Genomic DNA, 22,722 nt, shown 5'->3' on the forward strand with positions numbered 1-22,722 from the left:
GAAGGCTGGGCATATAGACTGCGGAGGAAAACACCATGAGCAAGACAATTCGCCTGACGATGGCGCAGGCGCTGACCCGCTTTCTCAGCAGGCAAATGACCGAGATCGACGGCAATAAAATCCCGATCTTCGGCGGCGTCTGGGCAATCTTCGGTCACGGCAATGTCGCCGGCATCGGCGAGGCGCTTTATCAGGTGCGCGACGAATTGCCGACCTTCCGCGCCCACAATGAACAGGCGATGGCGCATGCGGCGATCGCCTATGCCAAGGCCAATTTCCGCCGCCGCTTCATGGCCGCGACCTCTTCGATCGGTCCCGGCGCGCTCAACATGGTGACGGCGGCGGCACTCGCTCATGTAAACCGGTTGCCCGTCCTGTTTCTGCCCGGCGATGTCTTCGCCAACCGTATTCCCGATCCGGTGTTGCAGCAGGCCGAGGACTTTTCCGACGGCACGGCGACGGTCAATGACTGTTTCCGTCCGGTGTCGCGCTATTTCGACCGCATCACCCGGCCGGAGCAGATTATTCCAGCGCTCAGCCGCGCGATGCAGGTGCTGACCGATCCGGCCGGTTGCGGACCGGTGACGCTGTCACTTTGCCAGGATGTCCAGGCCGAGGCCTATGACTATCCCGAGAGCTTCTTTGCCGAGCGGGTCTGGCACCAGCGCCGGCCGCGCCCGGACCGCTATGAGCTTGCCGCCGCGGTCGCCGCGCTCAAGGGGGCGAAAAAGCCGCTGGTGATCGCCGGCGGCGGTGTCCTCTATTCACAAGCGTCGGACGAACTGGCGAAATTCGCCGAGGGCGCAGGCATTCCGGTCTGCGAGACGCAAGGCGGCAAATCCTCGCTGCCGGACGATCATCCGCTCAATATGGCGGCGGTCGGCGTCACCGGCACTTCTGCCGCCAACCGGCTGGCGGAAGAAGCCGATGTCGTGCTGGCCATCGGCACGCGCCTGCAGGATTTCACGACCGGCTCGTGGGCGCTGTTCAAGAATTCCGGCAAGACCATCATCGGGCTCAACGTGCAGCCCTTCGACGCCGGCAAGCACCGCGCTCTGCCGCTGGTCGCTGATGCGGCCGAGGGTTTGGCTGAACTCGGTGCTGCGCTGAAGGGCTGGAAGGCACCTTCCACCTGGACCGCCAATGCGGTCACAGGCAAGAAGGCCTGGCAGGTTGAGGCGGCCAAGGTGACGGCGTCGACCAATGCCGCCTATCCGTCCGACGCGCAAGTGATCGGCGCCGTGCAGCGCGCGATGGGCTCTGGGGTGACGCTGCTGCATGCCGCAGGCGGCCTGCCGGGCGAACTGCACAAGCTCTGGCAGGCTGGCGCGCCCGGCTCCTACCACGCCGAATACGGCTTCTCGACCATGGGCTACGAGATTGCCGGCGGGCTCGGCGCCAAGATGGCCAAGCCAAACGAGGAGGTCGTCGTGATGATCGGCGACGGCTCCTACCTGATGCTGAATTCCGAGATCGCCACCTCGGTGATGCTCGGCCTGAAGCTGACCATCGTGCTGCTCGACAACCGCGGCTACGGTTGCATCAACCGGCTGCAGATGGCGACCGGCGGCGCCAACTTCAACAATCTGCTGAAGGACTCGCGCCACGAGGTACTGCCCGACATCGACTTTGCCGCGCATGCGGCGAGCATGGGCGCGATTGCCGAGAAAGTGCCGTCGATTGCCGGGCTGGAAAATGCGCTGGCACAAGCCAAAAAGAATACACGCACCACGGTGCTGGTCATCGACACCGACCCGCTGGTTTCCACCGATGCCGGAGGCCACTGGTGGGATGTGGCGGTGCCGGAAGTGTCGGCACGGCCGCAGGTCAACGCGGCGCGCAAGGCCTATGACGAAAAGCGGCAGATGCAGACCATTGGCGAGTGATATAGGCGCTGAAGCTCCTCCTTCTCCCCGCCTCTATAGGGGAGAAGATGCCGGCAGGCAGATGGGGGGCGGCGCCAACGGGCAAGAAATGAACTGTTTTAGGACCGGAGCGACGACTTGAAAGCCAAACTGGGCATGTCCCCCATTGCGTGGTGGAACGACGATCTTGCGGAACTCAGCGATGACGTGTCGCTGGAAGAATGTTTGCGCCAGTCGCGCTCGGCCGGTTTCACCGGCATGGAGATGGGCCGGCGCTTTCCCAATGATCCCGATGTCATGCTGCCGATCCTGAAGGCAGCCGACGTGACGCTGTGCGGTGGCTGGTTCTCCGGCACGCTGGTCGATGGGGAGATGGCCGACAACAAGGATCGCATCCAGCCGATGATCGACCTGTTCAAGGCCGTGAACGCGCCTTGCATCGTCTATGGCGAGGTCGGCCGCTCGATCCAGGGCGACCGCTCGAAGCCGCTCGCTACCAAGCCGAAGCTTTCGGACGACGAGATCAAGGCCTATGCGAAGCGCCTCACCGCGTTTGGCGAATGGTGCGCCGAACAGGGCATGCCGCTTTCCTATCACCACCACATGGCGGCCGTGGTCGAGACCGAGCCGGAACTCGATGCCTTCATGCGCTATTCCGGCGCCGGCATTCCGCTGCTGCTCGATGCCGGACATCTGGCATTCGCCGGCGGCGACGTTCTGCGCGCCATCGACAACCATCACACTCGCATCAGCCATGTGCATGTGAAGGACGTGCGCATGAGCGTGATCGACAAGCTCGACCGCACGAAGCAGTCCTTCCTCGACGCCGTGGCGCTGGGCGCCTTCACCGTGCCGGGCGACGGCTCGCTGGATTTCGGCGCCATCGTGCAGCGGTTCGCGGACCATGGCTATGAGGGCTGGTTCGTGGTCGAGGCCGAGCAGGACCCGAAGAAGAACCCGCCGCTCAGGATGGCAGAGGTCGGCTATAAGGAATTGATGCGCGTCATGACCGCCGCCGGCTACACGGTCGAGACGCAGGGCTTTCCCAATGCCTAGGGCTTCCTCAATGCCTGATGCGATGGGTTCCCGGCGAAGCCGATTGCTGTAGATTGGCCCGATGAAAGATTACGAGCACCCCTTCTTCCGGCCTTTGTGGCGGCGTGTCGCCGTCGTCGCGGTCTGCGTCATCTGGTCGATCATCGAGTTCGCCACCGGCACGCCGTTCTGGGGCGTGATCGCGCTCGGCTTCGCCGGCTACGCCGTCTGGCAGTTCTTCTATCTCTACAAGCCGGCCGACGAGAGCAAGGCAGCGGCCGAGCCCGAACCGAAGGAGTGACTGGGATGTCGAAGCTGCTCGTCAAAGCCAACAAGGGCCATGGCCGCGTCGCCCATGTGACGCCGCAAATCGCGGGTTGGACCTATGTCGGTTTCGACCTGCATCGGCTGAAGCCCGGCGAGAGCGCCTCCGGAAAAACGGAGGATCGCGAAGTCTGCCTGGTGTTCGTCACCGGCAAGGGCAAGGCGTCAGCCGGCGGCAAGGATCTCGGCCTGCTCGGCGAGCGCATGTCGCCCTTCGAGGGCAAGCCCTGGTCGGTCTATGTTCCGCAAGGCTCGGACTGGTCGGTGACCGCAGGTACCGAACTGGAACTGGCGGTCTGCACGGCGCCGGGCCTTGGCGGCGGTCTGCCGGTGCGGGTGATCGCACCGGACGATCTTGGCCAGGAGGTGCGCGGCAAAGGCACCAACACGCGCTACGTCACCAACATCCTGCCGGAGGGCAAGCCGGCCGATTCACTGCTGGTGGTCGAGGTCATCACGCCCGGCGGCCACACGTCGAGCTATCCGCCGCATAAGCACGACCAGGACAATCTGCCCGCCGAATCCTATCTCGAGGAAACCTACTATCACCGCCTCAACCCGCCGCAGGGCTTTGCCTTCCAGCGCGTCTACACCGACGCCGACAAGAATGGCCATCGTGCACTGGATGAGGCGATGGCGATCGAGGACGGCGATGTCGTGCTGGTGCCCAGGGGCTATCACCCCTGTGCCGCCTGCCACGGCTATGACCTCTATTACCTCAACGTGATGGCCGGGCCGAAACGGACGTGGAAATTCCACAACGCGCCCGAGCATGAATGGTTGATGAAGGCCTGACCGATCATACCTTCCCAGGTGAAGCTATTGGTCCAGCTAGAAAAAATCGTCGGCTAAGGACCCACAAGGTCGATTTGCCTTCGAAAACCCTTCAAAGCTTCGTCAATCCGTCATGGAAATCACCTATGGCAGCGGGACTGACGAGGACTACCGATGCGCTACGCCATCTATTTCACCCCCCGGCAGGACGAACCGTTGGCGCGGATCGCCGCCAACTGGCTCGGCCGCGACCCGTTTGGCGCCGCGACAAGGCCGGTCGAGGCGGTGGCCGACCTGTCGGCGGCGGAAGTCGCCTTCCACACCGCTTCGGCGCGCCGTTATGGCTTTCACGCGACGCTGAAAGCCCCTTTCCGCCTGGCTGCCAACGAGACCGAAGCCTCGCTGCGCGCCGCACTCGACCATTTTGCCGAGGCGACGCCGGTGGTGACCATCCCGCGCCTGGTCGTCAGCCAGATCGACAGCTTCTTCGCACTGGTGCCGGAAGGACCACTGCCGGCGCTCAACCGCTTCGCCGATGACGTGGTGCTTGGCTTCGACCGGTTTCGCGCGCCGTTGACCGAGGCGGAAATCGAGCGGCGCAGCCCGGATTCGCTGAAGCCAGCCGAGTTCCGCAATCTCTGCCAATGGGGCTATCCCTATGTCTTCGAAACCTTTCGCTTCCACATGACGCTGTCCGGCCGGGCAGCGTCACAGGAAAGCCCTCGTTTGCGCGCAGCAATCGAAAGTCTGTTCGCGGACATTCTGCGAAAGCCGGTGCTGGTGGATGCGCTGACATTGTTTGTCGAAACCGAACCGGGCGCACCGTTCATGGTGCTCTCGCATCACGCACTCGGGCGCCGTTCCGCCAGAAAAACTGCCTGACACCCTGCCGGAACAACCCCAGCCGGAACAACCAAGGACTGCCTGAAATGACCGCCGAAACTGTTCTCCACAACGCCCGCATCGTGCTTGCCGACGAGATCGTCGAGGGTTCGCTGGTGCTGCGCGATGGGTTTATCGCCGGCATCGAAGCCGGCTCCAGCCGCAGCGGCGAGGACATGGGCGGCGATTACATCATTCCCGGGTTGGTCGAACTCCATACGGACCACCTCGAAGGCCACTACGCGCCGCGGCCCAAGGTGCGCTGGAACCCGATCGCCGCCGTGCTCGCCCATGACGCGCAGGTGGCGACCGCCGGCATCACCACCGTGCTCGACGCCTTGCGTGTCGGCATGGACGAAGACGCCGACCTGACGTCGACAGACATCCGCAAGCTGGCCGATGCCATCGAGGACAGCGTCCAGCAGGACCGTCTGCGCGCAGACCATTTCATCCATCTGCGCTGCGAGGTTTCGGCACCGGACTGCCTCAGGGCTTTCGCCAATTTCGATGGCGACGAACGGGTCAAGCTGGCATCGCTGATGGACCATGCGCCGGGCCAGCGCCAGTTCGTCAATCTCGAAACCTATGCCTATTACTACCAGCGCAAACTGAAGCTGACCGACCGTGACTTCAAGCTGTTCTGCGAAAAGCGGATGGGGGAATCGGCCGTGAATTCGGGGCCGAACCGTGTCCACATCGCCGCCGCCTGCCATGAGCGCGGCATCGTGCTGGCCAGCCATGACGACGCCACCATTGGCCATGTCGGCGAGGCGATCGAGCAGGGCGTGCGCGTCGCCGAGTTCCCGACCACGGAAGAAGCCGCCAGGGCCTCGAAAGAAGCTGGGCTCGGCGTGCTGATGGGTGCGCCCAACGTCATGCGCGGCGCCTCGCATTCGGGCAACGTCTCGGCCCGCACGCTGGCCAGCGACGGCCTGCTCGACATCCTGTCGTCCGACTACATTCCCTTCAGCCTGATCCAGTCGGCGTTCTTCCTCGGCGATGTCGTCGAAGGCATTTCCCTGCCACAGGCTGTCGCCATGGTCTCGAAGAACCCGGCCGATGCAGTTGGCCTGACCGACCGCGGCGTCATCGAGCAGGGCCGCCGCGCCGATCTGGTGCGCGTGCGCGTCGACGACCATGTTCCGGTCGTACGCACCGTCTGGCGGCAGGGACGCCGGGTCGCATGATGGTGTCGGCGCTGATCGAGCGAGAATTGTCCGCCGAGACGTTTCCGATCCGCGATGGCGTTTTCGTCGCCGTGGTTGGACCGAGTGGCGCCGGCAAGGACACGGTGATCGGCTACGCCCGCAACCATTTTGCCGACGAGACAAGGCTGGAGTTTGTCCGCCGCGTCATCACGCGGCCGAGCGATGCCGCCAGCGAGGATCACGACACGCTGGCCGACGCCGCCTTCATCGAAGCCGAAGCCGATGGCGCCTTCGCCATCTCCTGGGAAGCGCACGGCTTGCGTTATGGCATCCCGGCCGATGTCGACTGGTCTGTCGCCAATGGCCGTGTTGCTGTCGCCAATGTGTCGCGCGCGATCATCCCCTCCTTGCGCGAACGCTATGCCAACCTGGCCATCGTCGAGATCACAGCCTCGCCGGACGTGCTGGCGGAGCGGCTGGCAATGCGCGGCCGCGAGTCACGTGGCGAAGTGCTGGCGCGACTGGCGCGCAGCGCCAATATGAGCCTGTCCGGCCCTGGTGTCACTTCGATCGACAACAGTGGCCCGCGCGAAGCCGCGGGCGAGCGTTTTGCCGAGGTGCTGCGCAAGGCGATGGCATTTTCCGACATGTCGGGTCTGATCTAGGCTTCCAGCGCTTGTCGAGCGCCTTCCAGGGCCGATGCTGGTGGCTGGCGGTCGATCTCGAGCCGCAGCGCGTGCGGCTCGACTCCGTCCGTTGGTGCTTCGCTTGCTTTTTCGCTGCCAGCGGAGCGCTGTGTGGTGCTGACGGCATGGTGATCCTGGACCGCGGTTCAAAAAGATCATGGTAGAATGAAGCAATACAGGAAGCCTTGATGCATAGTCTGACACCTATCCTTTCGACGATCACCGCGGCATTTCTCGCCTCCTTCGTCGAGGTCGTCGAAGCCTTCACCATCGTGCTCGCTGTGGGGGTCACGCGCGGCTGGCGCCCGGCACTGACCGGCGCCGCACTGGCGCTGGCGGTGCTGGCGGCCCTGGTGCTGGCGTTCGGCCCGCTGCTGGCACTCGTACCCATAGCCACGCTGCAGTTCGTGGTTGGCGTCCTGCTGATCCTGTTCGGCATGCGCTGGCTGCGAAAAGCCATCCTGCGCAGCGTCGGCGTCATCGCCCTGCATGACGAGGGGGCAGCCTTTTCCAAGGAAACCGCAGCCTTGCACCAGCAGGCCAACGACCGCCGAGCCGACTACCTCGCCGGGCTGGCGTCGTTCAAGGCGGTGCTGCTCGAGGGCGTCGAGGTGGTGTTCATCATCATTGCCGTCGGCGCGGCTCACGGGCAGACGCTTTACGCCAGCCTAGGCGCGCTGGCGGCTTTCGTCCTGGTGATGCTTATCGGCCTGGCTGTCCACCGGCCGCTGGCGCGCGTACCGGAGAATGCGCTCAAATTCGTGGTCGGGCTGATGCTGACCAGCTTCGGCATCTTCTGGACCGGCGAAGGCATCGGCGCCGACTGGCCAGGCGCCGATCTCGCTTTGCTTGCCATTTTCGCCACCGTCGCGCTGGCCTCGTTGGCCATGGTGCGCTGGCTGCGCAGCACCTACCCCACCCTCACTGGAGGACTCGCCAGATGAACGTCATCCGTCTGGTTCTGAACGAACTCATTGGCATGTTTGTCGACGACGGCAACCTGGCCTTACTGGCTCTGGTCGTCATTGCTGGAGTGACGGCGGCGGTAAAGCTACTGGCGCTCCCGCCACTGCTTGGCGGCGGCCTGCTGTTGGCGGGCTGCCTCGCCATCCTGTTGCAAAGCGTTCGCCGCGCGGCACGCGCGACCAATCGGTAACGGCGGCGGGCATGCGGTTCGATGCCGGATAGGCTCCGGCGGGGACCGCATGGTGCTGCCGGCCACCGTAGAGGCAACAATGCGCCGCTGAACCGCCCCAGACTGAGACGCATGAGCCTGCTGTCCGTCGCCGCACCCGTCACACCACATCGAATCCTTCCTCGATCACATCGACAGCGCCAAGCTCCGATCCAATCCCCGTAGCGACTTGACGGCACCCATAAAATGAAAAATTATGGTACCGGTACCAGTCATGGTTGACGGAACTGGGTAGTGCGCTCATGGACAGGCTTTACATATTATAATAGCATACCATTATAAGTCGTGGAGGAGCGCTCTACCCCGGTTTGCAAGGGACGTCAGCGAGCGAAATTTCGACCCCATTTTACGTCGTCGTGCGGTCTGCGCCCCGCACGAGCGATGCCGACAAAAGGCGCCCAAAAATGCATGGGAGGAAAACATGCGGACTTTCCTGAGAGGGGCCGGTGCCTTGCTGGCCGGCATTGTGCTGGCGCTGTCGGCGCTCAAGCCGTCGATTGCTTCAGCGCAGACGGTCGACGAGATCATCTCGCGCGGCAAGCTGGTCGTCGCCATCGACACCACAACGCCGCCCTACGGCTTTCTTGACGCCAACCTGAAGCCGACTGGCTTCGACATCGAAGTTGCCAACAAGATGGGCGAAGCGCTCGGCGTGCCGGTCGAATTCATCACCGTCACCTCGCCCGGCCGCATTCCGGCGCTGCTGACCAAGCAGGTCGATGCCGTGATCTCGATCTTCTCGATCACGCCGGCGCGCGCCATCCAGATCGACTATTCGATCCCTTATGCCGGACAGTCGGCTGTGGTGATCGCTCCGAAGAGCACCGCTATCAAGGGCGTTGCCGACCTCGTCGGCAAGAAGGTCGGGCTGACACGCGGCACCGGCGAGGACGGATTGTTGACCAAAGCTGCCGAAGCCAATCCGGGCATCGAAATCCTGCGCTTCGATGATTATTCGTCGCTGCTGCAAGCCATGGTGTCGGGCCAGATCGACGCCATGGGCGGCGGCGACTATGGCGAGATCTATCTGAAGAAGGCGCAGAACGGCGATGCCTTCGAGCAGAAATACGTGCTCAAGACCTTCTACTTCGGCATCGGCGTCGCCAAGGGCAACGACAATCTGCGCCAATGGGTCAACACCTGGCTGTTCGCCATGAAGACCGACGGCACGCTGGATGCACTGTCGATGAAGTACCGCAACCAGCCGCTGCCGACGCTGCCGGTGTTCTGATCAACGCATCCATTATCGGGTGGGGCCAGGCCGGCCCCGCTCTCTTGACCTCGTGACGGGATGCCCATGCAAACCGCCTTGCAATTCGGCCCGATCCTCATCCATCTCGACCTGCTGCTGCGCGGTCTGACGAAGAGCATCCAGCTGGCTGCGCTGTCGATCCTGTTCGGCACCGCCATCGGCATCCTTGGCGCCGTCGGCCGCAGCTTCGGTCCGCGTTTTCTGTCGTGGCCGATCGCCTGGTATGTCGAGCTGATCCGCAACACGCCGCTCTTGATCCAGCTCTATTTCGTCTTCTTCTCGCTGCCGCTGTTCGGCTTCAAACTGTCGAGCAACACGGCGGCCGCCGTTGCGCTCTCGATCCATCTCGGTGCTTACGCTACCGAGATCCTGCGCGCCGGCATTGAATCCATTCCCGAAGGGCAGATCGAGGCGGCCAAGTCGCTCGGTCTCAGCCGCTACCGCATCATCCGCCATGTCATCCTGGTGCCGGCGGCGCGCGCGGTCTACCCGTCGCTGTCGGCGCAGTTCATCCTGCAGATCATGGGCACCTCGATCGTAGGCGCCATTGCGGCCGAGGAGCTGACGGCGGTCGCCAACAACCTCGTCATGCAGACCTTCCGCAGCTTCGAGGTCTACATCATCATCGCGGTCATCTATTTCGTGCTGGTACAGGCCGCCAGCCTGCTCTTCGCCGGCTTCGGCAAGCTCATATTCAGGTGGAAGCAATGAGCCTGCGCGATTTCGGCCCCAACGAATTGATGTTCCTGCTGCTTGCGACGCGCTGGACGATCCTGCTGGCGCTGATCGCCTTTGCCGGCGGCGGCCTGATCGGCCTGTTGGTGGCGGCGATCCGGGTGGCGCCGGCGCGGCCGCTGCGCTGGCTGGCCGCCGGCTACATCCAGTTCTTCATGGGCACGCCGATCCTGATCCAGCTGTTCATGGCCTATTACGGTTCTTCGTTCCTCGGCTACCGGCCGGACCCGTGGGTGGCGGCGGCAGTGACCTTCTCGCTCAATGGCGGCGCCTTCTTCGGCGAGATTTTTCGCGGCGCCATCGAAGCGATCCCGAAGGGGCAGTGGGAAGCCGCGACCGCGCTCGGTTTCCGCTTCACGCGAACGCTGCGGCTGGTGATCATCCCACAGGCGGTGCGGCTGATGCTGCCGCCGACCGTCGGCTTCATGGTACAGATCGTCAAGACGACGTCGATCGCCTCGCTGATCGGTCTGACCGAGCTCGCGCGCGCCGCCACACAGGTCAACACGGTGACCTTTCAGCCGGTCATGGTGTTCGGCACGGTGTCGCTGATCTACTTCGCTCTGTGCTGGCCGCTGTCGCTCTATGCCGGTTATCTCGAGCGTCGTTTCGCCACCGGAATGACGCGCAAGGTCGAAGCGCCGCTGGTGATGTCGGCTGTCTAGCTCATCCCCTGAACGCCGGCAGGGTCAAGCCCTTGACGCCGACGTCGAGCGCAAACAATCCGCCCGGATTCTTCTGGTCGACAAAGTGGCTGGCCGGACGCCGGAGCACGGCCGAGGTGACATAGAGGATGTCTAGATCCTTGCCACCGAATTCGCAGCAGGTCGGCAGGTCGGTCGGCAACAGCACGGTCTGCATCAGCCGGCCATCGGGATCGTAGCGGCAGACCTTGCTGGTCACCGGGATGGTCACCCAGTAGCAACCCTCGGCATCGACGGTGGCGCCGTCGGCGAGACCGCCGGTCACCGTCATGTCGATGAAGGTGCGGCGGTTTTCGATGTCGCCCGTGGCGGGGTCGAAATCATAGGCCCAGACCGCGCCGGCATGGCTGTCGGAGAAATACATGACCTTTGAATCCGGGCTCCAGGCCAGCCCGTTGGAGCAGCCGATGCCGTCGATCATCTTGTGTACCGAAAGGTCGGGATCGAGCCGGTAGAGCGCGCCGATGAATTCGATCGGCTGGCCCGGCACCTCGAACATGGTGCCCGACCAGAACCGGCCCTGGCGGTCAGGCTTGCCGTCGTTGAAGCGGGTCTTTGGCATATGCGCTTCCGGGTCGACGATCGCTTCGAACGTGCCGGTCGCCGGATCGAAGAAATGGAAGCCATTAGTCATCGTCAGGACCAGGCCGCCCTTCTCGCGCAGGCCGAGGCAGCCGAGATATTCCGGCGTCTCGAACACATCGTCCTTGCCGGTCGACGGATCGTAGCGGTGGATCAGCTTCTTCCAGATGTCTATCCACCAGAGCACACCGGCCTTGGGGTCCCAAAGCGTGCCTTCGCCAAGCTCGGCTCCGGCATCGACGACGCAAGAAATTTCGACCATGGTCAGCCCTCTCTTCTGCGCAGCCTGCCGCCGAGGCCGGCGAAGGTCTCGCTGCCGATCGACACGGTGAGCAGGATCACCGCGCCGTAGACGATGAGCAGTGCGCCGCTCGACAGGTTGAGCGCCGGCAGCAGTCCGGTGAGGATTGTCAGCACCATGGCGCCGGCGACGGTGCCGAGATAGTGGCCGCTGCCGCCGAGGATCGAGGCGCCGCCGATGGCGACCGCCGCGATCGAGGTGAACAGATAGGCGTCGCCCATGCCGAGATAGGCCTGGCCGGAATAGCCGGTCAAAAGCATGCCGGCAAAGGCGGCGGTGAGGCCCGAGATGACATAGGTCAGGATGGTGGTGCGCGCCGTCGGCACGCCGGAGAATTCGGCCACGGTGGCGCTGGTGCCCAGCGCATAGAGATGGCGGCCGAACGCCGCCTTGGAAAGCAGCAACGTCGCCACCAGGGTCAGAGCCAGCCAGATCAGCGCGATCACCGGGAAACCGCCAATGCGCCCGACCGACAGGAACTGGATCAGGGCCGGCGCCGAAGGGGTCGGCGAACCGCCGGTCAGCACCAGGATCAACCCTTGCAGGATGACGTTGGTAGCCAGCGTCATGATGATCGGCGGTACGCCGAACTGGGCAACCCCGACGCCGTTGATCAGGCCGATAAAGGCGCCGCCGGCAAGCAGCAACGGCATGACCCAGACCAGTGGCACGTCCTGGCCGCCGCATAGCAGCGCCATGACGATGGCCGCCGAATTGAGCACCCAGGGCACCGACAGGTCGATGCCGCCGCCGATGATGACGAAGGTCTGGCCGAGCGCGACGATGCCGACGAAGGCCGCCAGCACGACGGTGGAGCGCATGTTGGAGACCGACAGGAAGCCCGGCGAGAACAAAGCCGTGACCAGGAGCAGCACGACCATGCCGGCATAGGCGAGCACGATGAGCCGGTTGCGGGCGAGGAAGGCGCTCATTGGACACGGTTCCTTGCGGCCTTTTCGGCGACGGAACTCGCCAGCACCGAGAGCAGAAGGATGACGCCAGAAGCAACCGGCTGCCAGTAGCTCGACACATGCAGGACGAAGACCAGATTGCCGATGAGGGTCAGCACGAAGGCGCCGATCAGGGTGCCGGCCAGATGCCCGCGGCCGCCGAACAGGCTGACACCGCCGATGACCGCCGCCGCCACCGAAGGCAGGATGTAGTCCTTGCCGATGGTCGGGGAGCCGGCGCCGGTCTGTGTCGTCAGGTAGAGCGCCGCACCCGCCGCGAACAGGCCTGAGAGACCGTAGGTGATGACATTGACCCGGGTGATCGAGACGCCCGACAGGAAGGCCGACTTTTCGTTGGAGCCCGTCGCCTGGATGGTGACGCCGACGCGCGTCGCCCGGAACCACCACCAGAACAGCAAAAGTGCCAGCAGCATCCAGACCGGGCTGGTCAGGCCGAACAGCTGGGCATAACCGAAGCCGACCCACCAGCCGGGAACGCTGCCGCCATCGGTCGGCAGGATGATCATGGCGACGCCGTTGAGGATCGACCAGGTGGCGAGCGTGACCAGGAAGGGCTGCAGTTTCAGCAGTGAGATCAGCAGGCCGTTGAGCGCGCCGATCAGGAAGCCGAGGGCCAGAATGGCCAGGGTCCACAACGCGACGGTCGACGGGTCGTCGGTGAAGCGCGTTGCCGCGATCACCGTGCCGAGGCTAATCATGCCGCCGATCGACAGGTCGATGCCGCCGCGCACCAGCACGATGGTCTGGCCGGTTGCCGCCAGCATCAGCGTCATCGCCGCCGCCGTGTCGAGGTTGATCTCGTCCAGCGAGAAGACACCGGACTGCAGGCTGCCATAGATGGCAACGATCAAGGCCAGCATCAGGCAGGCGACCAGGAACGGCGCGCGGTCGAGCGCGCGGCCGCGCCAATCGATGCCGGGCCTGGCGGGTTTCATTTCGACTGGCCTTTGCGCCATCTCAACAGGTCTCTCTGCGACTGACATCACCATGCCTCAGGCCGCCTCGCTTTCAAGCATGGCGGCGCGCAAAATGCTTGCTTCCGAGATACGGTCACCCTCCAGAGTGGCGGCGATACCGCCGTTGCGCATCACCAGCACGCGGTCGGCGACATGGACGAGTTCCGGCATGTCGCTCGAATGGAACAGGATCGCATAGCCCTTGGCCGCGAGATCCCGCATCAGCTGGAAGATTTCCCCCTTGGTGCCGACATCGACGCCGCGCGTCGGGTCGTAGAGCAGCAGCACGCGCGCTTGCGTGAGCAGCATCTTGCCGAAGATCACCTTCTGCTGGTTGCCGCCGGACAGCGTGCCGGCAAGCTGCTCCGGCGTGCCGGCCTTGATGCGCAGGAAATCGACCATCTCCTTGACCAGGGCAGCTTCCCTTTGCCGGCTCAGCAAGCCGTTTTCGGTGAAGCGCTTGATGACCGACAAGGTCAGGTTCTCGCGCACGCTCTTGGTCAAAAGCAGGCCCTGCCCGCGCCGGTCCTCGGGCACCAGCGCGATGCCGTCCTTGCCGGTCAGCGCCTGGCGCGGATTGCCGATCGAAACCGGCTTGCCCCACAGTTCGACGGTGCCGCTCGCCTTGCTGGCGCCGAACAGCGACTGGAACAGTTCGCGCTGGCCGTGGCCTTGCAGCCCGCCGACGCCGAGCACCTCGCCCTCGCGCAGCGCAAAATCGACGCCGGAGAGCCGGCTGCCGCTGGAAAAGCCCTTGACCTTCAGCGCAATGCGATCGGTCGCGGTGGCAATGCGTTCGGGATAGAGCCGGTCGAGATGCCTGCCGATCATCTGGGTGACGATCTCGTTGTCGGACACGGCATTGGCCTCATGCACGGCGATGGTGCTGCCATTGCGGAAGATGGTCAGCCGGTCGGCGATGGCGCGCACCTCGGCCATGCGGTGCGAGATGAAGATGACCAGCCTGCCCTCGGCGGCCAGTTGCCGGGTGAGTTTCAGCAGCCATTCGGCCTCGCGCGCGGGCAGCGCCGAGGTCGCCTCATCGAGAATCAGGATGCGCGGATCCTTGGCCAACCCCTTGGCGATCTCGACGATCTGCCGTTCGGCCAATGTCAGCCGGCGCAACTCCTGCTCGGGGCGCAGCGCCGGGAACTTGTACTTGTCGAGAAGCGCCAGCGTCTTGCGGCGCATCTCTGCGCGATTGACGGTGCTCAGGAGCGTCCTTGGTTCGTGGCGAAACCAGATGTTCTGCTCGACGCTCAGATCAGGGATCAGCGACAGTTCCTGGAAGACGGCGGCGATGCCGCGCGCCTGGGCAGCATCCGGATTGGCCGGGCGATAGTCCTGGCCATCGACCAGGATCGAGCCGCCGTCATGCCGCACAGCACCGGATAGGATCTGGATGAAGGTGCTCTTTCCCGCGCCATTCTCGCCGAGCAGCGCGTGTACCTCGCCGGCGCGGGCACTGAATGTCGCCTCGCTCAGCGCGACGATGCCGCCGTAGCGTTTGGACAGGCCTTTGACGGTGACGAGGTCCATGAATGCGCCTTCGAAAAGCTCTCCCGACATCTTGCGATGCCGGGAGACAGGGTCGTGGTCACGGAATGTTACTTGCTGCCGGCAGCTTCCGCAGCGGTGATCTCGACCCAATCGGGCGTGATCGGCAGCGTCAGGCCGGGCGCCTGGTCGGGGAAGGCATTCTCGCCGACCGCGATCTTGATCATCTTGGTGCCCGGATAGAGCTTCGACTCGAACGGATCGGTGGTGACGAAGTCGCCCTTGACCGAAATCGAGCGTTCAGCCGGCTTCTTGCCGGTGTCGAGAATGTCGACCGCCAGCTTGATGGCTTCCGAAGAGAGATAGGCCGGATTCGAGCCGAGGATGCACTTGGCGCCTTGCGTCTGCGCGCAGGTCAAGGCGGCTACATTGTATGAGAAGCCGACGACCGGGACGATCGGACGGCCGGCATCCTTCAGCGCCTGGATGGCGCCCGAGCCGTAGCCTTGCGTCATGATGCCGTCGATCTTCGGGTTGGCGGCAAGCAGCGCGGCGACGCCGGACTGTTCCGGCCCGAGCGCATAGTTGCCGTTGTAATAGCCGACCACCTTGATGTCGGGATATTTGGCCAGCACCTTCTCATAGCCCTGCTGCAATTGTGCCGAGATCGGCGCACCGGCAAGGCCGCGATCGAGGATGATGTTGCCCTTGCCGCCAAGCTGCGTGGCCATCCACTCGGCCATGACGGAGGGGATACGGTCCCAGTCGGAAGCGACGGCATAGGCGCAAGGCTCGGTCACCACCTGGTCGAAGCTGATGACGACAATGCCGGCGTCGCAGGCCTTCTTGATGGTCGGATTCAAGGCCGAATCCGAACCGGCATCGACGAGGATGGCGTCCGGCTTCTGGCGGATGATGTTGTTCAGCGAGTTGATTTGCGCCTGAACGGTGTTCTCGACATTCTCGATCTTGAGGTCGACGCGGCCCTTCAGCGGTCCCTTGTTGACCGAAACGGTGGCGACGCGCTCCATCTGCTGGCGCCAGTCATTGCCGACGAAATTGTTCGAGAGGTAGATGGTGTAGGGCTTCTTGTCCTCGGAGCGGCTCGGCGCCGTGCTGATGGCGATTGCAGACATGGCAAGCGCTGCCACTCCTATGCAAACTGTCTTCAGTTTCATGGTCTCTCCTCCTTCGTGTTTCCTGCATCAGCCAGCGACGGACTTCGCCATCTTGGTGGGTGCTGCATGCAAATTGATACCGGTACCAAAACGCCTTGTCAATTTAAGCCAAGGCGCATTGGGGGCGCTTCGAGGCGACCATTTCGCCGCCGATTGGCAGACGCCGCTCATTTCGCGCCGGCGGCCTCGGCCGGGGTGATTTCAACCCAGTCCGGGCTGACCGGAAGAAATAGGCCGGGCGCCATGTCCGGAAAGGCGTTCTTGCCGACCTCGATCTTCTGCATGGCCGCATCGGGGAACAATTCCGACGCGATCGGATCGGTGGTGAGGAAGGCATTGCGCAGCAGGATCTTCTTCTCGGCCGGCTTCTTGCCGTCGAGGATCTCGACCGCCAGCTTCAGGGCCTCGGCCGACAGATAGGCCGGGTTGGGCGCCAGGATACACTGGGCGCCTTGCGTCTGGGCGCAGGTCGTCGTCGTCAGGTTGAAGGGACTGCCGGTGATCGGAACGATCGGACGGCCGGCATCCTGCAGCGCCTTGATCGCTCCGGCGCCGTAGCCCTGGACGAAGATGGCGTCGACCTGCGGGTGGGCCGCCAGCAGGCTGGCGACGCCGGCCTGTTCCGGTCCCAGCGCATAGTCGCCGTTGAAATAGCCGACCACTTCAATGCCCGGGTATTTCTTGATGACTTCCTCGAAACCACCCTGCAGCTGGGCAGAGATCGGAGCGCCGGCAAGCCCGCGATCGACGAGGATCTTGCCCTTGCCGCCGAGTTTCTTGACCAGCCATTCGGCCTCCACGCGCGGTGCTCGGCCCCAGTCGGACTCCATCGTGTAGGCGCAGGGCGCGCTGACGATCTGGTCGAAGGCGATAATCAGAATGCCTGCATCGCAAGCCTTCTGGATCGTCGGGTTGAGCGCTTCGCCCGAGCCCGCATCGATGATGATGGCGTCGGGCTTGTTGCGGATGATGTTGTTGAGGGAATTGATCTGCGCCTGGACCGTGGTCTCGACCACTTCGACCTTGAGATCGACGCGGCCGGCGAGCGGCGGTTTCTTGACCGCGATGTCGGCGCTGCGCAGCATCTGCTGGCGCCAGTCATTGCCGACGAAATTGTTGGAGAGATAGATGGTGTAGGGCTTCTTGTCCTGTGCGTTGGCCGGCACGGCATCGATCGACAGCAACGTCGTCGCGATCACCGCAAGGCCGGCGAAAAATGCGCCTGCTTTCATGATTTGCTCCTCCCATGTTTGTTGTCGGCCGCGCGAACGCCGCCGCCTAGTCAAGTGCCTTCGAGGCACGCCCCCTTATGGACAGACTTTGTTTCGTGCATGCCGTTACCCCGGAACCGCTGCGCACATTTGGGCGACATGCCCCAGGCAAATGCTCGGCAGCGGATGTGGTCGCGCATCCACGTTCGATCGTGGTTCTCGGCGCGGCCTTCATCCTAGCTATGATGCTATTATAATTTTATAAAACTGTCCATGGGCGCGATACGGAAATCCGCGTGGACAATCGCGCCGATCGGGCCCGCCGGACGGGTTCAGGCCAGGTCGTTCGGCGCGTCGTAGCTGATGCTGAAGAGATCGGCCGGATGACGGGCTATGGTGAACTCGATGCTCTGCTGGTCGGCAGACTGATAGAGCATCTCCACACTCAGGACCGCACTGCCCAGCGCGACGCCGAGGTCTTCCGCGATGGCCTCGTCGGCGATCTCGGCGCGGACCGTGACATGCGCGACGTCCAGCCGAAGGCCGAGATGCCGTTGCACCGAACGAAAGATCAGCACGTCGGAAAAATCGTCGCGCTTCAGCTTCGCTCCTACGGAAGGCGGGAAATAGCTGGTGATCTGCGCCTTCTTCTGCTCGCCCACCGACAGGATGCCGCGAAGGCAGTAACCCGCCTCGTCCTTGGCCATGCCGAAATGGCGCTGGAGCACGGGGGAAACCTCCTTGCGATAGGATTTCACCGTCAGTTGCGCGTCCTTGGTGAACGCCGCCATGTCGGCGAAATTCTTGAATTTCCAGCTCAGATTGACCGACGGATTGCGCGCCGTGACCACAGCCGGCTTCGCCGACCGTTTTCTGATCAGCCCGTCGGCCTCGAGGTCTCGCAACGCTTGCCGCACCGTGATCAGGCTAACACCAAAGTGCTCGGCAATGGTCGCTTCCTTCGGCAGTTCGCCGCCGACGGGGAAGGTGCCGTTGCCGATCGGCTCGCGCAGTATGTCGGCTAGCTGGCGATACAGCGGCCCGTTCGAGCGGCCGAGCGTGCGCCGGGGAAGACTGTCGATGGTGGGAACGGAGTTATCCATGAGCCTCGTCGCGCCTGTGTCGAAGCTTTTATAATAGCTTCCTTGCCCGGAGGCTAGGCGATGCCGACGACGATCGGCAACATCAGACCAAGAGGCGGAGCGGATGTTCGATCGCCGATTTCAGGGCGGTGAGCCACGCCGCGGCGGTAACCTCGTCAACGCTTGCCGCATCCGTGATGAGCAGGCATTCGGCATGGTCGCCTGCGGTGCTGACCGAGACAGCCAGGCGCATGGCGCGGCCCGGCAACAGCGGCAGCATCAGCGGCCGGATGTCGCTCGCCGGCAGCAGGCGGATGGACAGCAGCGCCGGCATTTCCGCGTCGTCGCGACTGTCGGCCAGGCCTGCAAGCCGCGTCGCGTGCAGCGACGTCAGGGGCATCTCGGGGACGGTCGCAAACACCGCTTGCCGGCCTGCCAGTTCCATCGCCACCGAAGTGTCGCTGGCCTTGGCGGCATCCGGGATCTCACCGCATACACGACCCACCGCGCGCAACAGCACGTCGTCAAAGTCGAACGCCCTCCCTGTGCTCTCCAGCGCGGCCAGCAGGTCTCGCAGCGCGGTCAGTGCAACCGACGCCGTAAAGGCGGCAATGCGGGGAGCAGCAACGGAAGGGGCGACGATGTCAGGCAGATTCACGGGCGCGGCGGCCGGAACGAAACCCAGCACGTCGGCGGCCAGGATGCGCCCGCCGGGACCGCTGCCACGAAGGGTTTCAAGCGGAAGAGCGCGTTCGCGCGCCAGGCGGCGTGCATAGGGCGAAACAGCCAGCCGCGGTGTCTGCGCCACCGCCATGTTCATTTGAGATACTCTGAATTGACGCAGTTGGTGAGCCGGCCCTCGGCGAGATAGGCGTGCACGACCTCGATCGATTTCAGCCTGAGGTCGCGCATCGAGGCGGGGCTGTAGAAGGCCGCGTGCGGCGTGACGATCAGCCGATTGGCAATCCACGGCTCGCGGGTACGCCAGGCGGCCAGAAGCGGATGATCGAGATCGCCAGGTTCGTTCTGCAGCACGTCCAGTCCAGCTCCGATGACCGTGCCCTTGCGCATCGCGGCTTCCAGTGCATCGAGATCGACGATCGGGCCGCGCGCGGTGTTGATGAGGACAAGGCCGGGCTTGGCGGCGGTGAAGGCGGCCGCGCCAAGCAGCTTGCGGGTTTCCTCGCTCAACGGGGTGTGGACGCTGACCACATCCGCCCGCGCCATCAGTTCGGCCAGCGAATGGACCCGCTCGTAGCCGGTCGACAGGTCGACGCCGGACAGAAGGTGCGGATCGTAGAACACCACCTTCATGTCGAAGGCGGCGGCGCGGCGGGCTGTGGCCAGCCCGATGCGGCCAAGCCCGACAATGCCGAAAATGGCGCCCTTGTGCCGGCGCACCAGCGGCGCTTTGGAGAAATGCCAGCCCTCGGTGCCATGGCCGGCAAGCTCCGTGCCATAGGCCGAGGTGCCGCGCGTCAGCGCCAGCATCAGGCCGATGGCGTGGTCGGCGACTTCCGTTGTGCCGTAGTCCGGCACATTGCAGGCGGGAATCCCGCGTGCGCCCCAGCCTGCCGTGTCGATGTTGTCGAAGCCGACGCCGGAGCGCACCGCGATCCTCGCCTTTGGGAAAGCGGTCGGAGCGGCGGCGACATTGTGGGTGGGCGAATAGTTGATGACGGCATCGACCGTCTCGCAGACAGCCGGATCGAGACTGGCGGCCTTGTCGTTGGTCGACCGGGCGAGGATGAGCTCGATGTCAGGATAGTGCTCGCGCTCGAGTTCGGCCTCGTCGGCGGCTTGCCAATTGGCGCACAGGATCTTCATGCTTGCCCTTCGGATTTCACGTGTGAGGTGGTTATTTCTTGATGCAGCCGATGCGGCCGCCCATCGGCACGACGGCGCCGACCGGCTGGTCGATCGCGCTTAGCGTGCCGCTGATCGGCGCCTCGATCTCGACCACGGCCTTGTCGGTCTCGATCTCAGCGATCAGTTCGCCCTCCTTGATCGCATCGCCGACCGCCTTCAGCCATTTGACGACGGTGCCTTCGCTGACGGTGAGGTCGCCGAACGGCATGGTTATCGGCTCGTCGTCGCTGGCGGCAGGTGCAGTCGTTGACGCCGGCGTGGCGGGCTGCGACTTGGCTGGAGCGGGCGCAGGATTAGCCGGCGCAGCACTTTTCAGGCCGACCGTGTACCAGTGATCCGGCACCGGCGGCTTGCCCGCGATGACGTCGCGCACGCCCTGGACGATGCGCGCCGTGTCGACCAGCATGGCGCGCTCCAGCACCGGCGCGAAAGGATGAGAGGTCGGCGCCGTGTGCAACCTTCCCGGCGGTGCGTCGAGTTCGTCGAAGGCGAGTTCGTTGATGGCCTGCGCGATCTCCCCACCCAGTCCGCACATCGCCCAGGCCTCGTCGACGATGAGCAGGCGATGGGTTTTGCGCACGCTGGCGACGATGGTGTCGATGTCGAGCGGCATGATGGTGCGCGGATCGATCACCTCGGCTTCGATGCCCTCAGTGGCCAGCGTCTGCGCCGCCTCCAGCGCGCGCTGCACCATCTGCCCGGCGGCGACGATGGTGATGTCGGTGCCGGCCCGGGCGATACGCGCGACGCCGAACGGCACATAATGTTCGCCAACCGGCACCTCGCCCTTGGACGCGAACAGCGCCTTTGGTTCGAGCATGATGACCGGATCCCCGGCCCGCAGCGCGGTCTTCATCAGGCCCTTGGCGTCGGCCGGGGTCGAGGGTACGCAGACAATGAGGCCCGGCATGTGGGCGAAGACCGGGTGATAGATGCCGCTGTGATGCGGGCCGGAACTGCGCAGCGCGCCGGCGCCGACGCGCACCACCATCGGCGCGCTCATCAGGCCGCTGGTCATGTAGCGCAGCTTCGCCGCCTGCAAAAAGATCTGGCCGGCGGTCTCGAAAGCGAAGTCGGCGAACATCAGGTCCGAGACGGTTCGGGCACCGGTGGCCGAGGCGCCGACGGCGGCCGCGGTAAAGCCCTGCTCGGAGATCGGCGTGTCGACCATGCGCTCGGCTCCGAACTCCTGCCAGAGATTTTTGGTGTGGGCGAAGCTGCCGCCGCGTTCGCCGGTGCCTTCGCCGAAATAGAGGATCGCCGGATCGGCGCGCATCTCCTCGGCGATGCCGTCGCGCACCGCTTCGAGCCAGCCTTGCGTGCGCGTCTCGCCGACGGCACGCCAAGCCAAGGCGGCCGGCGGGTTGATCGGATCGGCAAAGACATGCAGGCGCACCGTCGCCGGGTCGGGCTCGGGCGAGTTGCGGGCGAAGGCCAGCGCCTCCTCGACCACCTTCTCGATCCGGCTTTCGATCGCCGCCAGCGCTTCCGCATCGGCGATGCCGTAATCCTCGATAAGTCGCTTGCGAAACATGTCGATCGGATCGCGCTTGATCCAGGCGTCGAGTTCTTCCTGCGTCCGGTAGGTGCCGATGACCGGGTCGCCTTCATGGTGGCCGACGGTGCGGTAGGTCTTGGCCTCGATCAGCGTCGGACCCTTGCCGGCGCGGGCGCGCTCAGTGGCTTCCTTCATCGCCAGCCAGACGGCGAAGACGTCGTTGCCGTCCACCGCGACGCCGGGCATGCCGTAGGAGGCGGCCTTGGTGGCGATTTCGGGATTGAGCGTGACGGAGTTGAGCGGCGTCGCCGTGGCGTAGAGATTGTTCTCGCAGACGAAGACCGCCGGCGCGCGTTGCACGGCGGCGAAGTTGAGCGCTTCGTGGAAGCCGCCATGATTGGCGGCGCCATCGCCGAAGAAGGCGACACCGATGTCGTCTCGCCCCTGCTGGCGGGCGCTCATGCCGATGCCGACGGCATGGCCGATGCCGGCGGCGACAATGCCATTGGTGCCGAACAGGCCGACCGAGCGGTCGTAGAGATGCATGGTGCCGCCGCGGCCACCGCAAATGCCGTCGGCCTTGCCGAACAATTCGGCCATCACCCGGCCGGGGTTGGCCCCCTTGGCCAGCGCATGGCCATGGCCACGATGGGTCGAGGTGACCCAGTCGGTCGCGCGCAGATGCGCGCAGACGCCAACACCGGTCGCCTCCTCGCCAATATAGAGATGCAGGAAGCCGGGGGTCTCGCCCTTGCGGCAAGCGATCTGGGCAATGCTTTCGAAGCGGCGCAACAGCACCATGCGTTCGAACAGATCGAGCAGGACCTTCCGGTCGGGGAGGTTTGGCGCACCCCTGGAATCCTCGCGTGCGCGCGCCGCAGAAATTGCCACCAAAGCCTCCCTGAACCCGTCTGCGCCGGTCAGCACAACGCCGGCGGCGAGCTTGTGGGTCGCCCGCTTCGGTCCATCATAGATTA

The 22,722-nt window shown here is 64.3% G+C and carries 22 protein-coding genes; 12 read left to right on the forward strand and 10 right to left on the reverse strand.

All coding sequences use genetic code 11. From position 1 onward, the window contains the following. Window positions 1–35: 35 nt before the first annotated feature. The 12 genes from iolD to C8D77_RS20385 all read left to right on the forward strand — a co-directional run bounded on the left by iolD (window position 36) and on the right by C8D77_RS20385 (window position 10,561). Window positions 36–1,886 (forward strand): 3D-(3,5/4)-trihydroxycyclohexane-1,2-dione acylhydrolase (decyclizing), encoded by a 1,851-nt coding sequence (gene iolD / locus C8D77_RS20330; RefSeq protein WP_109667033.1) that lies wholly within the window; start codon window positions 36–38, stop codon window positions 1,884–1,886. 117 nt (window positions 1,887–2,003) lie between these two features. After that, window positions 2,004–2,921 (forward strand): myo-inosose-2 dehydratase, encoded by a 918-nt coding sequence (gene iolE, locus C8D77_RS20335; RefSeq protein WP_109667035.1) that lies wholly within the window; start codon window positions 2,004–2,006, stop codon window positions 2,919–2,921. Window positions 2,922–2,982: 61 nt separating this feature from the next. Next, window positions 2,983–3,201, forward strand: coding sequence for a hypothetical protein (locus C8D77_RS20340; RefSeq protein ID WP_109667036.1), 219 nt, complete (start codon window positions 2,983–2,985; stop codon window positions 3,199–3,201). Between the two features lie 5 nt (window positions 3,202–3,206). Then, complete coding sequence (gene iolB / locus C8D77_RS20345) at window positions 3,207–4,019, forward strand: 5-deoxy-glucuronate isomerase (RefSeq protein ID WP_109667038.1); 813 nt, start codon at window positions 3,207–3,209, stop codon at window positions 4,017–4,019. A 153-nt stretch (window positions 4,020–4,172) separates the two neighbouring features. After that, on the forward strand, window positions 4,173–4,880 hold the full coding sequence (locus tag C8D77_RS20350) for a DUF1045 domain-containing protein (protein ID WP_109667041.1): 708 nt from the start codon (window positions 4,173–4,175) through the stop codon (window positions 4,878–4,880). Between the two features lie 47 nt (window positions 4,881–4,927). Next, window positions 4,928–6,067 carry an alpha-D-ribose 1-methylphosphonate 5-triphosphate diphosphatase gene (locus C8D77_RS20355; protein WP_109667043.1) on the forward strand — a complete coding sequence of 380 codons (1,140 nt, stop codon included), beginning with the start codon at window positions 4,928–4,930 and terminating at the stop codon, window positions 6,065–6,067. Beyond that, window positions 6,064–6,693 carry a phosphonate metabolism protein/1,5-bisphosphokinase (PRPP-forming) PhnN gene (gene phnN, locus C8D77_RS20360; RefSeq protein ID WP_164757789.1) on the forward strand — a complete coding sequence of 210 codons (630 nt, stop codon included), beginning with the start codon at window positions 6,064–6,066 and terminating at the stop codon, window positions 6,691–6,693. The genes C8D77_RS20355 and phnN overlap by 4 nt, the downstream gene beginning before the upstream one ends. 209 nt (window positions 6,694–6,902) lie before the next feature. Then, window positions 6,903–7,658, forward strand: coding sequence for a COG4280 domain-containing protein (locus C8D77_RS20365; protein WP_109667047.1), 756 nt, complete (start codon window positions 6,903–6,905; stop codon window positions 7,656–7,658). After that, entirely contained in the window at window positions 7,655–7,870 is a 216-nt protein-coding gene (locus C8D77_RS20370; protein WP_109667049.1) for a hypothetical protein, read from the forward strand. The genes C8D77_RS20365 and C8D77_RS20370 overlap by 4 nt, the downstream gene beginning before the upstream one ends. A 460-nt stretch (window positions 7,871–8,330) precedes the next feature. Further along, complete coding sequence (locus C8D77_RS20375; RefSeq protein WP_109667051.1) at window positions 8,331–9,140, forward strand: transporter substrate-binding domain-containing protein; 810 nt, start codon at window positions 8,331–8,333, stop codon at window positions 9,138–9,140. 66 nt (window positions 9,141–9,206) lie between these two features. Continuing rightward, window positions 9,207–9,872 carry an amino acid ABC transporter permease gene (locus C8D77_RS20380; protein ID WP_109667053.1) on the forward strand — a complete coding sequence of 222 codons (666 nt, stop codon included), beginning with the start codon at window positions 9,207–9,209 and terminating at the stop codon, window positions 9,870–9,872. Beyond that, window positions 9,869–10,561 carry an amino acid ABC transporter permease gene (locus C8D77_RS20385; RefSeq protein ID WP_109667055.1) on the forward strand — a complete coding sequence of 231 codons (693 nt, stop codon included), beginning with the start codon at window positions 9,869–9,871 and terminating at the stop codon, window positions 10,559–10,561. The genes C8D77_RS20380 and C8D77_RS20385 overlap by 4 nt, the downstream gene beginning before the upstream one ends. 1 nt (window position 10,562) lies before the next feature. On the opposite strand, the gene C8D77_RS20390 is transcribed toward C8D77_RS20385, so the two are convergent. The 10 genes from C8D77_RS20390 to C8D77_RS20435 all read right to left on the reverse strand — a co-directional run bounded on the left by C8D77_RS20390 (window position 10,563) and on the right by C8D77_RS20435 (window position 22,636). Continuing rightward, the gene (locus C8D77_RS20390; protein WP_109667057.1) at window positions 10,563–11,444 is read right to left on the reverse strand and encodes an SMP-30/gluconolactonase/LRE family protein; all 882 of its coding nucleotides are present in this window, start codon (window positions 11,442–11,444) and stop codon (window positions 10,563–10,565) included. A gap of 2 nt (window positions 11,445–11,446) precedes the next feature. After that, complete coding sequence (locus C8D77_RS20395; protein ID WP_109667059.1) at window positions 11,447–12,415, reverse strand: ABC transporter permease; 969 nt, start codon at window positions 12,413–12,415, stop codon at window positions 11,447–11,449. Further along, the gene (locus C8D77_RS20400; RefSeq protein WP_245488972.1) at window positions 12,412–13,389 is read right to left on the reverse strand and encodes an ABC transporter permease; all 978 of its coding nucleotides are present in this window, start codon (window positions 13,387–13,389) and stop codon (window positions 12,412–12,414) included. Before C8D77_RS20400 ends, C8D77_RS20395 begins: the two co-directional genes overlap by 4 nt. 57 nt (window positions 13,390–13,446) lie before the next feature. After that, a complete protein-coding gene (locus C8D77_RS20405) occupies window positions 13,447–14,949 on the reverse strand; it encodes a sugar ABC transporter ATP-binding protein (RefSeq protein WP_245951838.1) in 1,503 nt (500 codons plus the stop codon). Between the two features lie 68 nt (window positions 14,950–15,017). Then, the gene (locus tag C8D77_RS20410; RefSeq protein WP_109667065.1) at window positions 15,018–16,085 is read right to left on the reverse strand and encodes a sugar ABC transporter substrate-binding protein; all 1,068 of its coding nucleotides are present in this window, start codon (window positions 16,083–16,085) and stop codon (window positions 15,018–15,020) included. 167 nt (window positions 16,086–16,252) lie between these two features. After that, window positions 16,253–17,317 carry a sugar ABC transporter substrate-binding protein gene (locus tag C8D77_RS20415; protein WP_109667067.1) on the reverse strand — a complete coding sequence of 355 codons (1,065 nt, stop codon included), beginning with the start codon at window positions 17,315–17,317 and terminating at the stop codon, window positions 16,253–16,255. 311 nt (window positions 17,318–17,628) lie between these two features. Then, on the reverse strand, window positions 17,629–18,399 hold the full coding sequence (locus C8D77_RS20420; protein ID WP_109667070.1) for a GntR family transcriptional regulator: 771 nt from the start codon (window positions 18,397–18,399) through the stop codon (window positions 17,629–17,631). Window positions 18,400–18,481: 82 nt separating this feature from the next. Continuing rightward, window positions 18,482–19,198: an E3 binding domain-containing protein gene (locus C8D77_RS20425; protein WP_109667072.1), complete on the reverse strand. Its 717-nt coding sequence runs from the start codon at window positions 19,196–19,198 to the stop codon at window positions 18,482–18,484. Beyond that, the gene (locus tag C8D77_RS20430; protein WP_109667074.1) at window positions 19,195–20,205 is read right to left on the reverse strand and encodes a C-terminal binding protein; all 1,011 of its coding nucleotides are present in this window, start codon (window positions 20,203–20,205) and stop codon (window positions 19,195–19,197) included. The genes C8D77_RS20425 and C8D77_RS20430 overlap by 4 nt, the downstream gene beginning before the upstream one ends. Window positions 20,206–20,236: 31 nt before the next feature. Next, the gene (locus C8D77_RS20435) at window positions 20,237–22,636 is read right to left on the reverse strand and encodes a thiamine pyrophosphate-dependent enzyme (protein WP_109667732.1); all 2,400 of its coding nucleotides are present in this window, start codon (window positions 22,634–22,636) and stop codon (window positions 20,237–20,239) included. Between the last annotated feature and the right edge of the window lie 86 nt (window positions 22,637–22,722).

Source organism: Mesorhizobium loti, from assembly GCF_003148495.1.
Classification (GTDB): domain Bacteria; phylum Pseudomonadota; class Alphaproteobacteria; order Rhizobiales; family Rhizobiaceae; genus Mesorhizobium; species Mesorhizobium loti.

Bases quoted from the DNA above. Each gene is read 5' to 3' on its own strand.
- C8D77_RS20400 (WP_245488972.1), bottom strand. From the start codon at position 13,389: ATGAAACCCGCCAGGCCCGGCATCGATTGGCGCGGCCGCGCGCTCGAC.
- iolB (WP_109667038.1), top strand. From the start codon at position 3,207: ATGTCGAAGCTGCTCGTCAAAGCCAACAAGGGCCATGGCCGCGTCGCC.
- phnN (WP_164757789.1), top strand. From the start codon at position 6,064: ATGATGGTGTCGGCGCTGATCGAGCGAGAATTGTCCGCCGAGACGTTT.
- C8D77_RS20380 (WP_109667053.1), top strand. From the start codon at position 9,207: ATGCAAACCGCCTTGCAATTCGGCCCGATCCTCATCCATCTCGACCTG.
- iolD (WP_109667033.1), top strand. From the start codon at position 36: ATGAGCAAGACAATTCGCCTGACGATGGCGCAGGCGCTGACCCGCTTT.
- C8D77_RS20385 (WP_109667055.1), top strand. From the start codon at position 9,869: ATGAGCCTGCGCGATTTCGGCCCCAACGAATTGATGTTCCTGCTGCTT.
- C8D77_RS20370 (WP_109667049.1), top strand. From the start codon at position 7,655: ATGAACGTCATCCGTCTGGTTCTGAACGAACTCATTGGCATGTTTGTC.
- C8D77_RS20430 (WP_109667074.1), bottom strand. From the start codon at position 20,205: ATGAAGATCCTGTGCGCCAATTGGCAAGCCGCCGACGAGGCCGAACTC.
- C8D77_RS20390 (WP_109667057.1), bottom strand. From the start codon at position 11,444: ATGGTCGAAATTTCTTGCGTCGTCGATGCCGGAGCCGAGCTTGGCGAA.
- C8D77_RS20405 (WP_245951838.1), bottom strand. From the start codon at position 14,949: ATGGACCTCGTCACCGTCAAAGGCCTGTCCAAACGCTACGGCGGCATC.
- C8D77_RS20415 (WP_109667067.1), bottom strand. From the start codon at position 17,317: ATGAAAGCAGGCGCATTTTTCGCCGGCCTTGCGGTGATCGCGACGACG.
- C8D77_RS20355 (WP_109667043.1), top strand. From the start codon at position 4,928: ATGACCGCCGAAACTGTTCTCCACAACGCCCGCATCGTGCTTGCCGAC.
- C8D77_RS20340 (WP_109667036.1), top strand. From the start codon at position 2,983: ATGAAAGATTACGAGCACCCCTTCTTCCGGCCTTTGTGGCGGCGTGTC.
- C8D77_RS20395 (WP_109667059.1), bottom strand. From the start codon at position 12,415: ATGAGCGCCTTCCTCGCCCGCAACCGGCTCATCGTGCTCGCCTATGCC.
- C8D77_RS20350 (WP_109667041.1), top strand. From the start codon at position 4,173: ATGCGCTACGCCATCTATTTCACCCCCCGGCAGGACGAACCGTTGGCG.
- C8D77_RS20410 (WP_109667065.1), bottom strand. From the start codon at position 16,085: ATGAAACTGAAGACAGTTTGCATAGGAGTGGCAGCGCTTGCCATGTCT.
- C8D77_RS20425 (WP_109667072.1), bottom strand. From the start codon at position 19,198: ATGAACATGGCGGTGGCGCAGACACCGCGGCTGGCTGTTTCGCCCTAT.
- C8D77_RS20375 (WP_109667051.1), top strand. From the start codon at position 8,331: ATGCGGACTTTCCTGAGAGGGGCCGGTGCCTTGCTGGCCGGCATTGTG.
- C8D77_RS20420 (WP_109667070.1), bottom strand. From the start codon at position 18,399: ATGGATAACTCCGTTCCCACCATCGACAGTCTTCCCCGGCGCACGCTC.
- C8D77_RS20365 (WP_109667047.1), top strand. From the start codon at position 6,903: ATGCATAGTCTGACACCTATCCTTTCGACGATCACCGCGGCATTTCTC.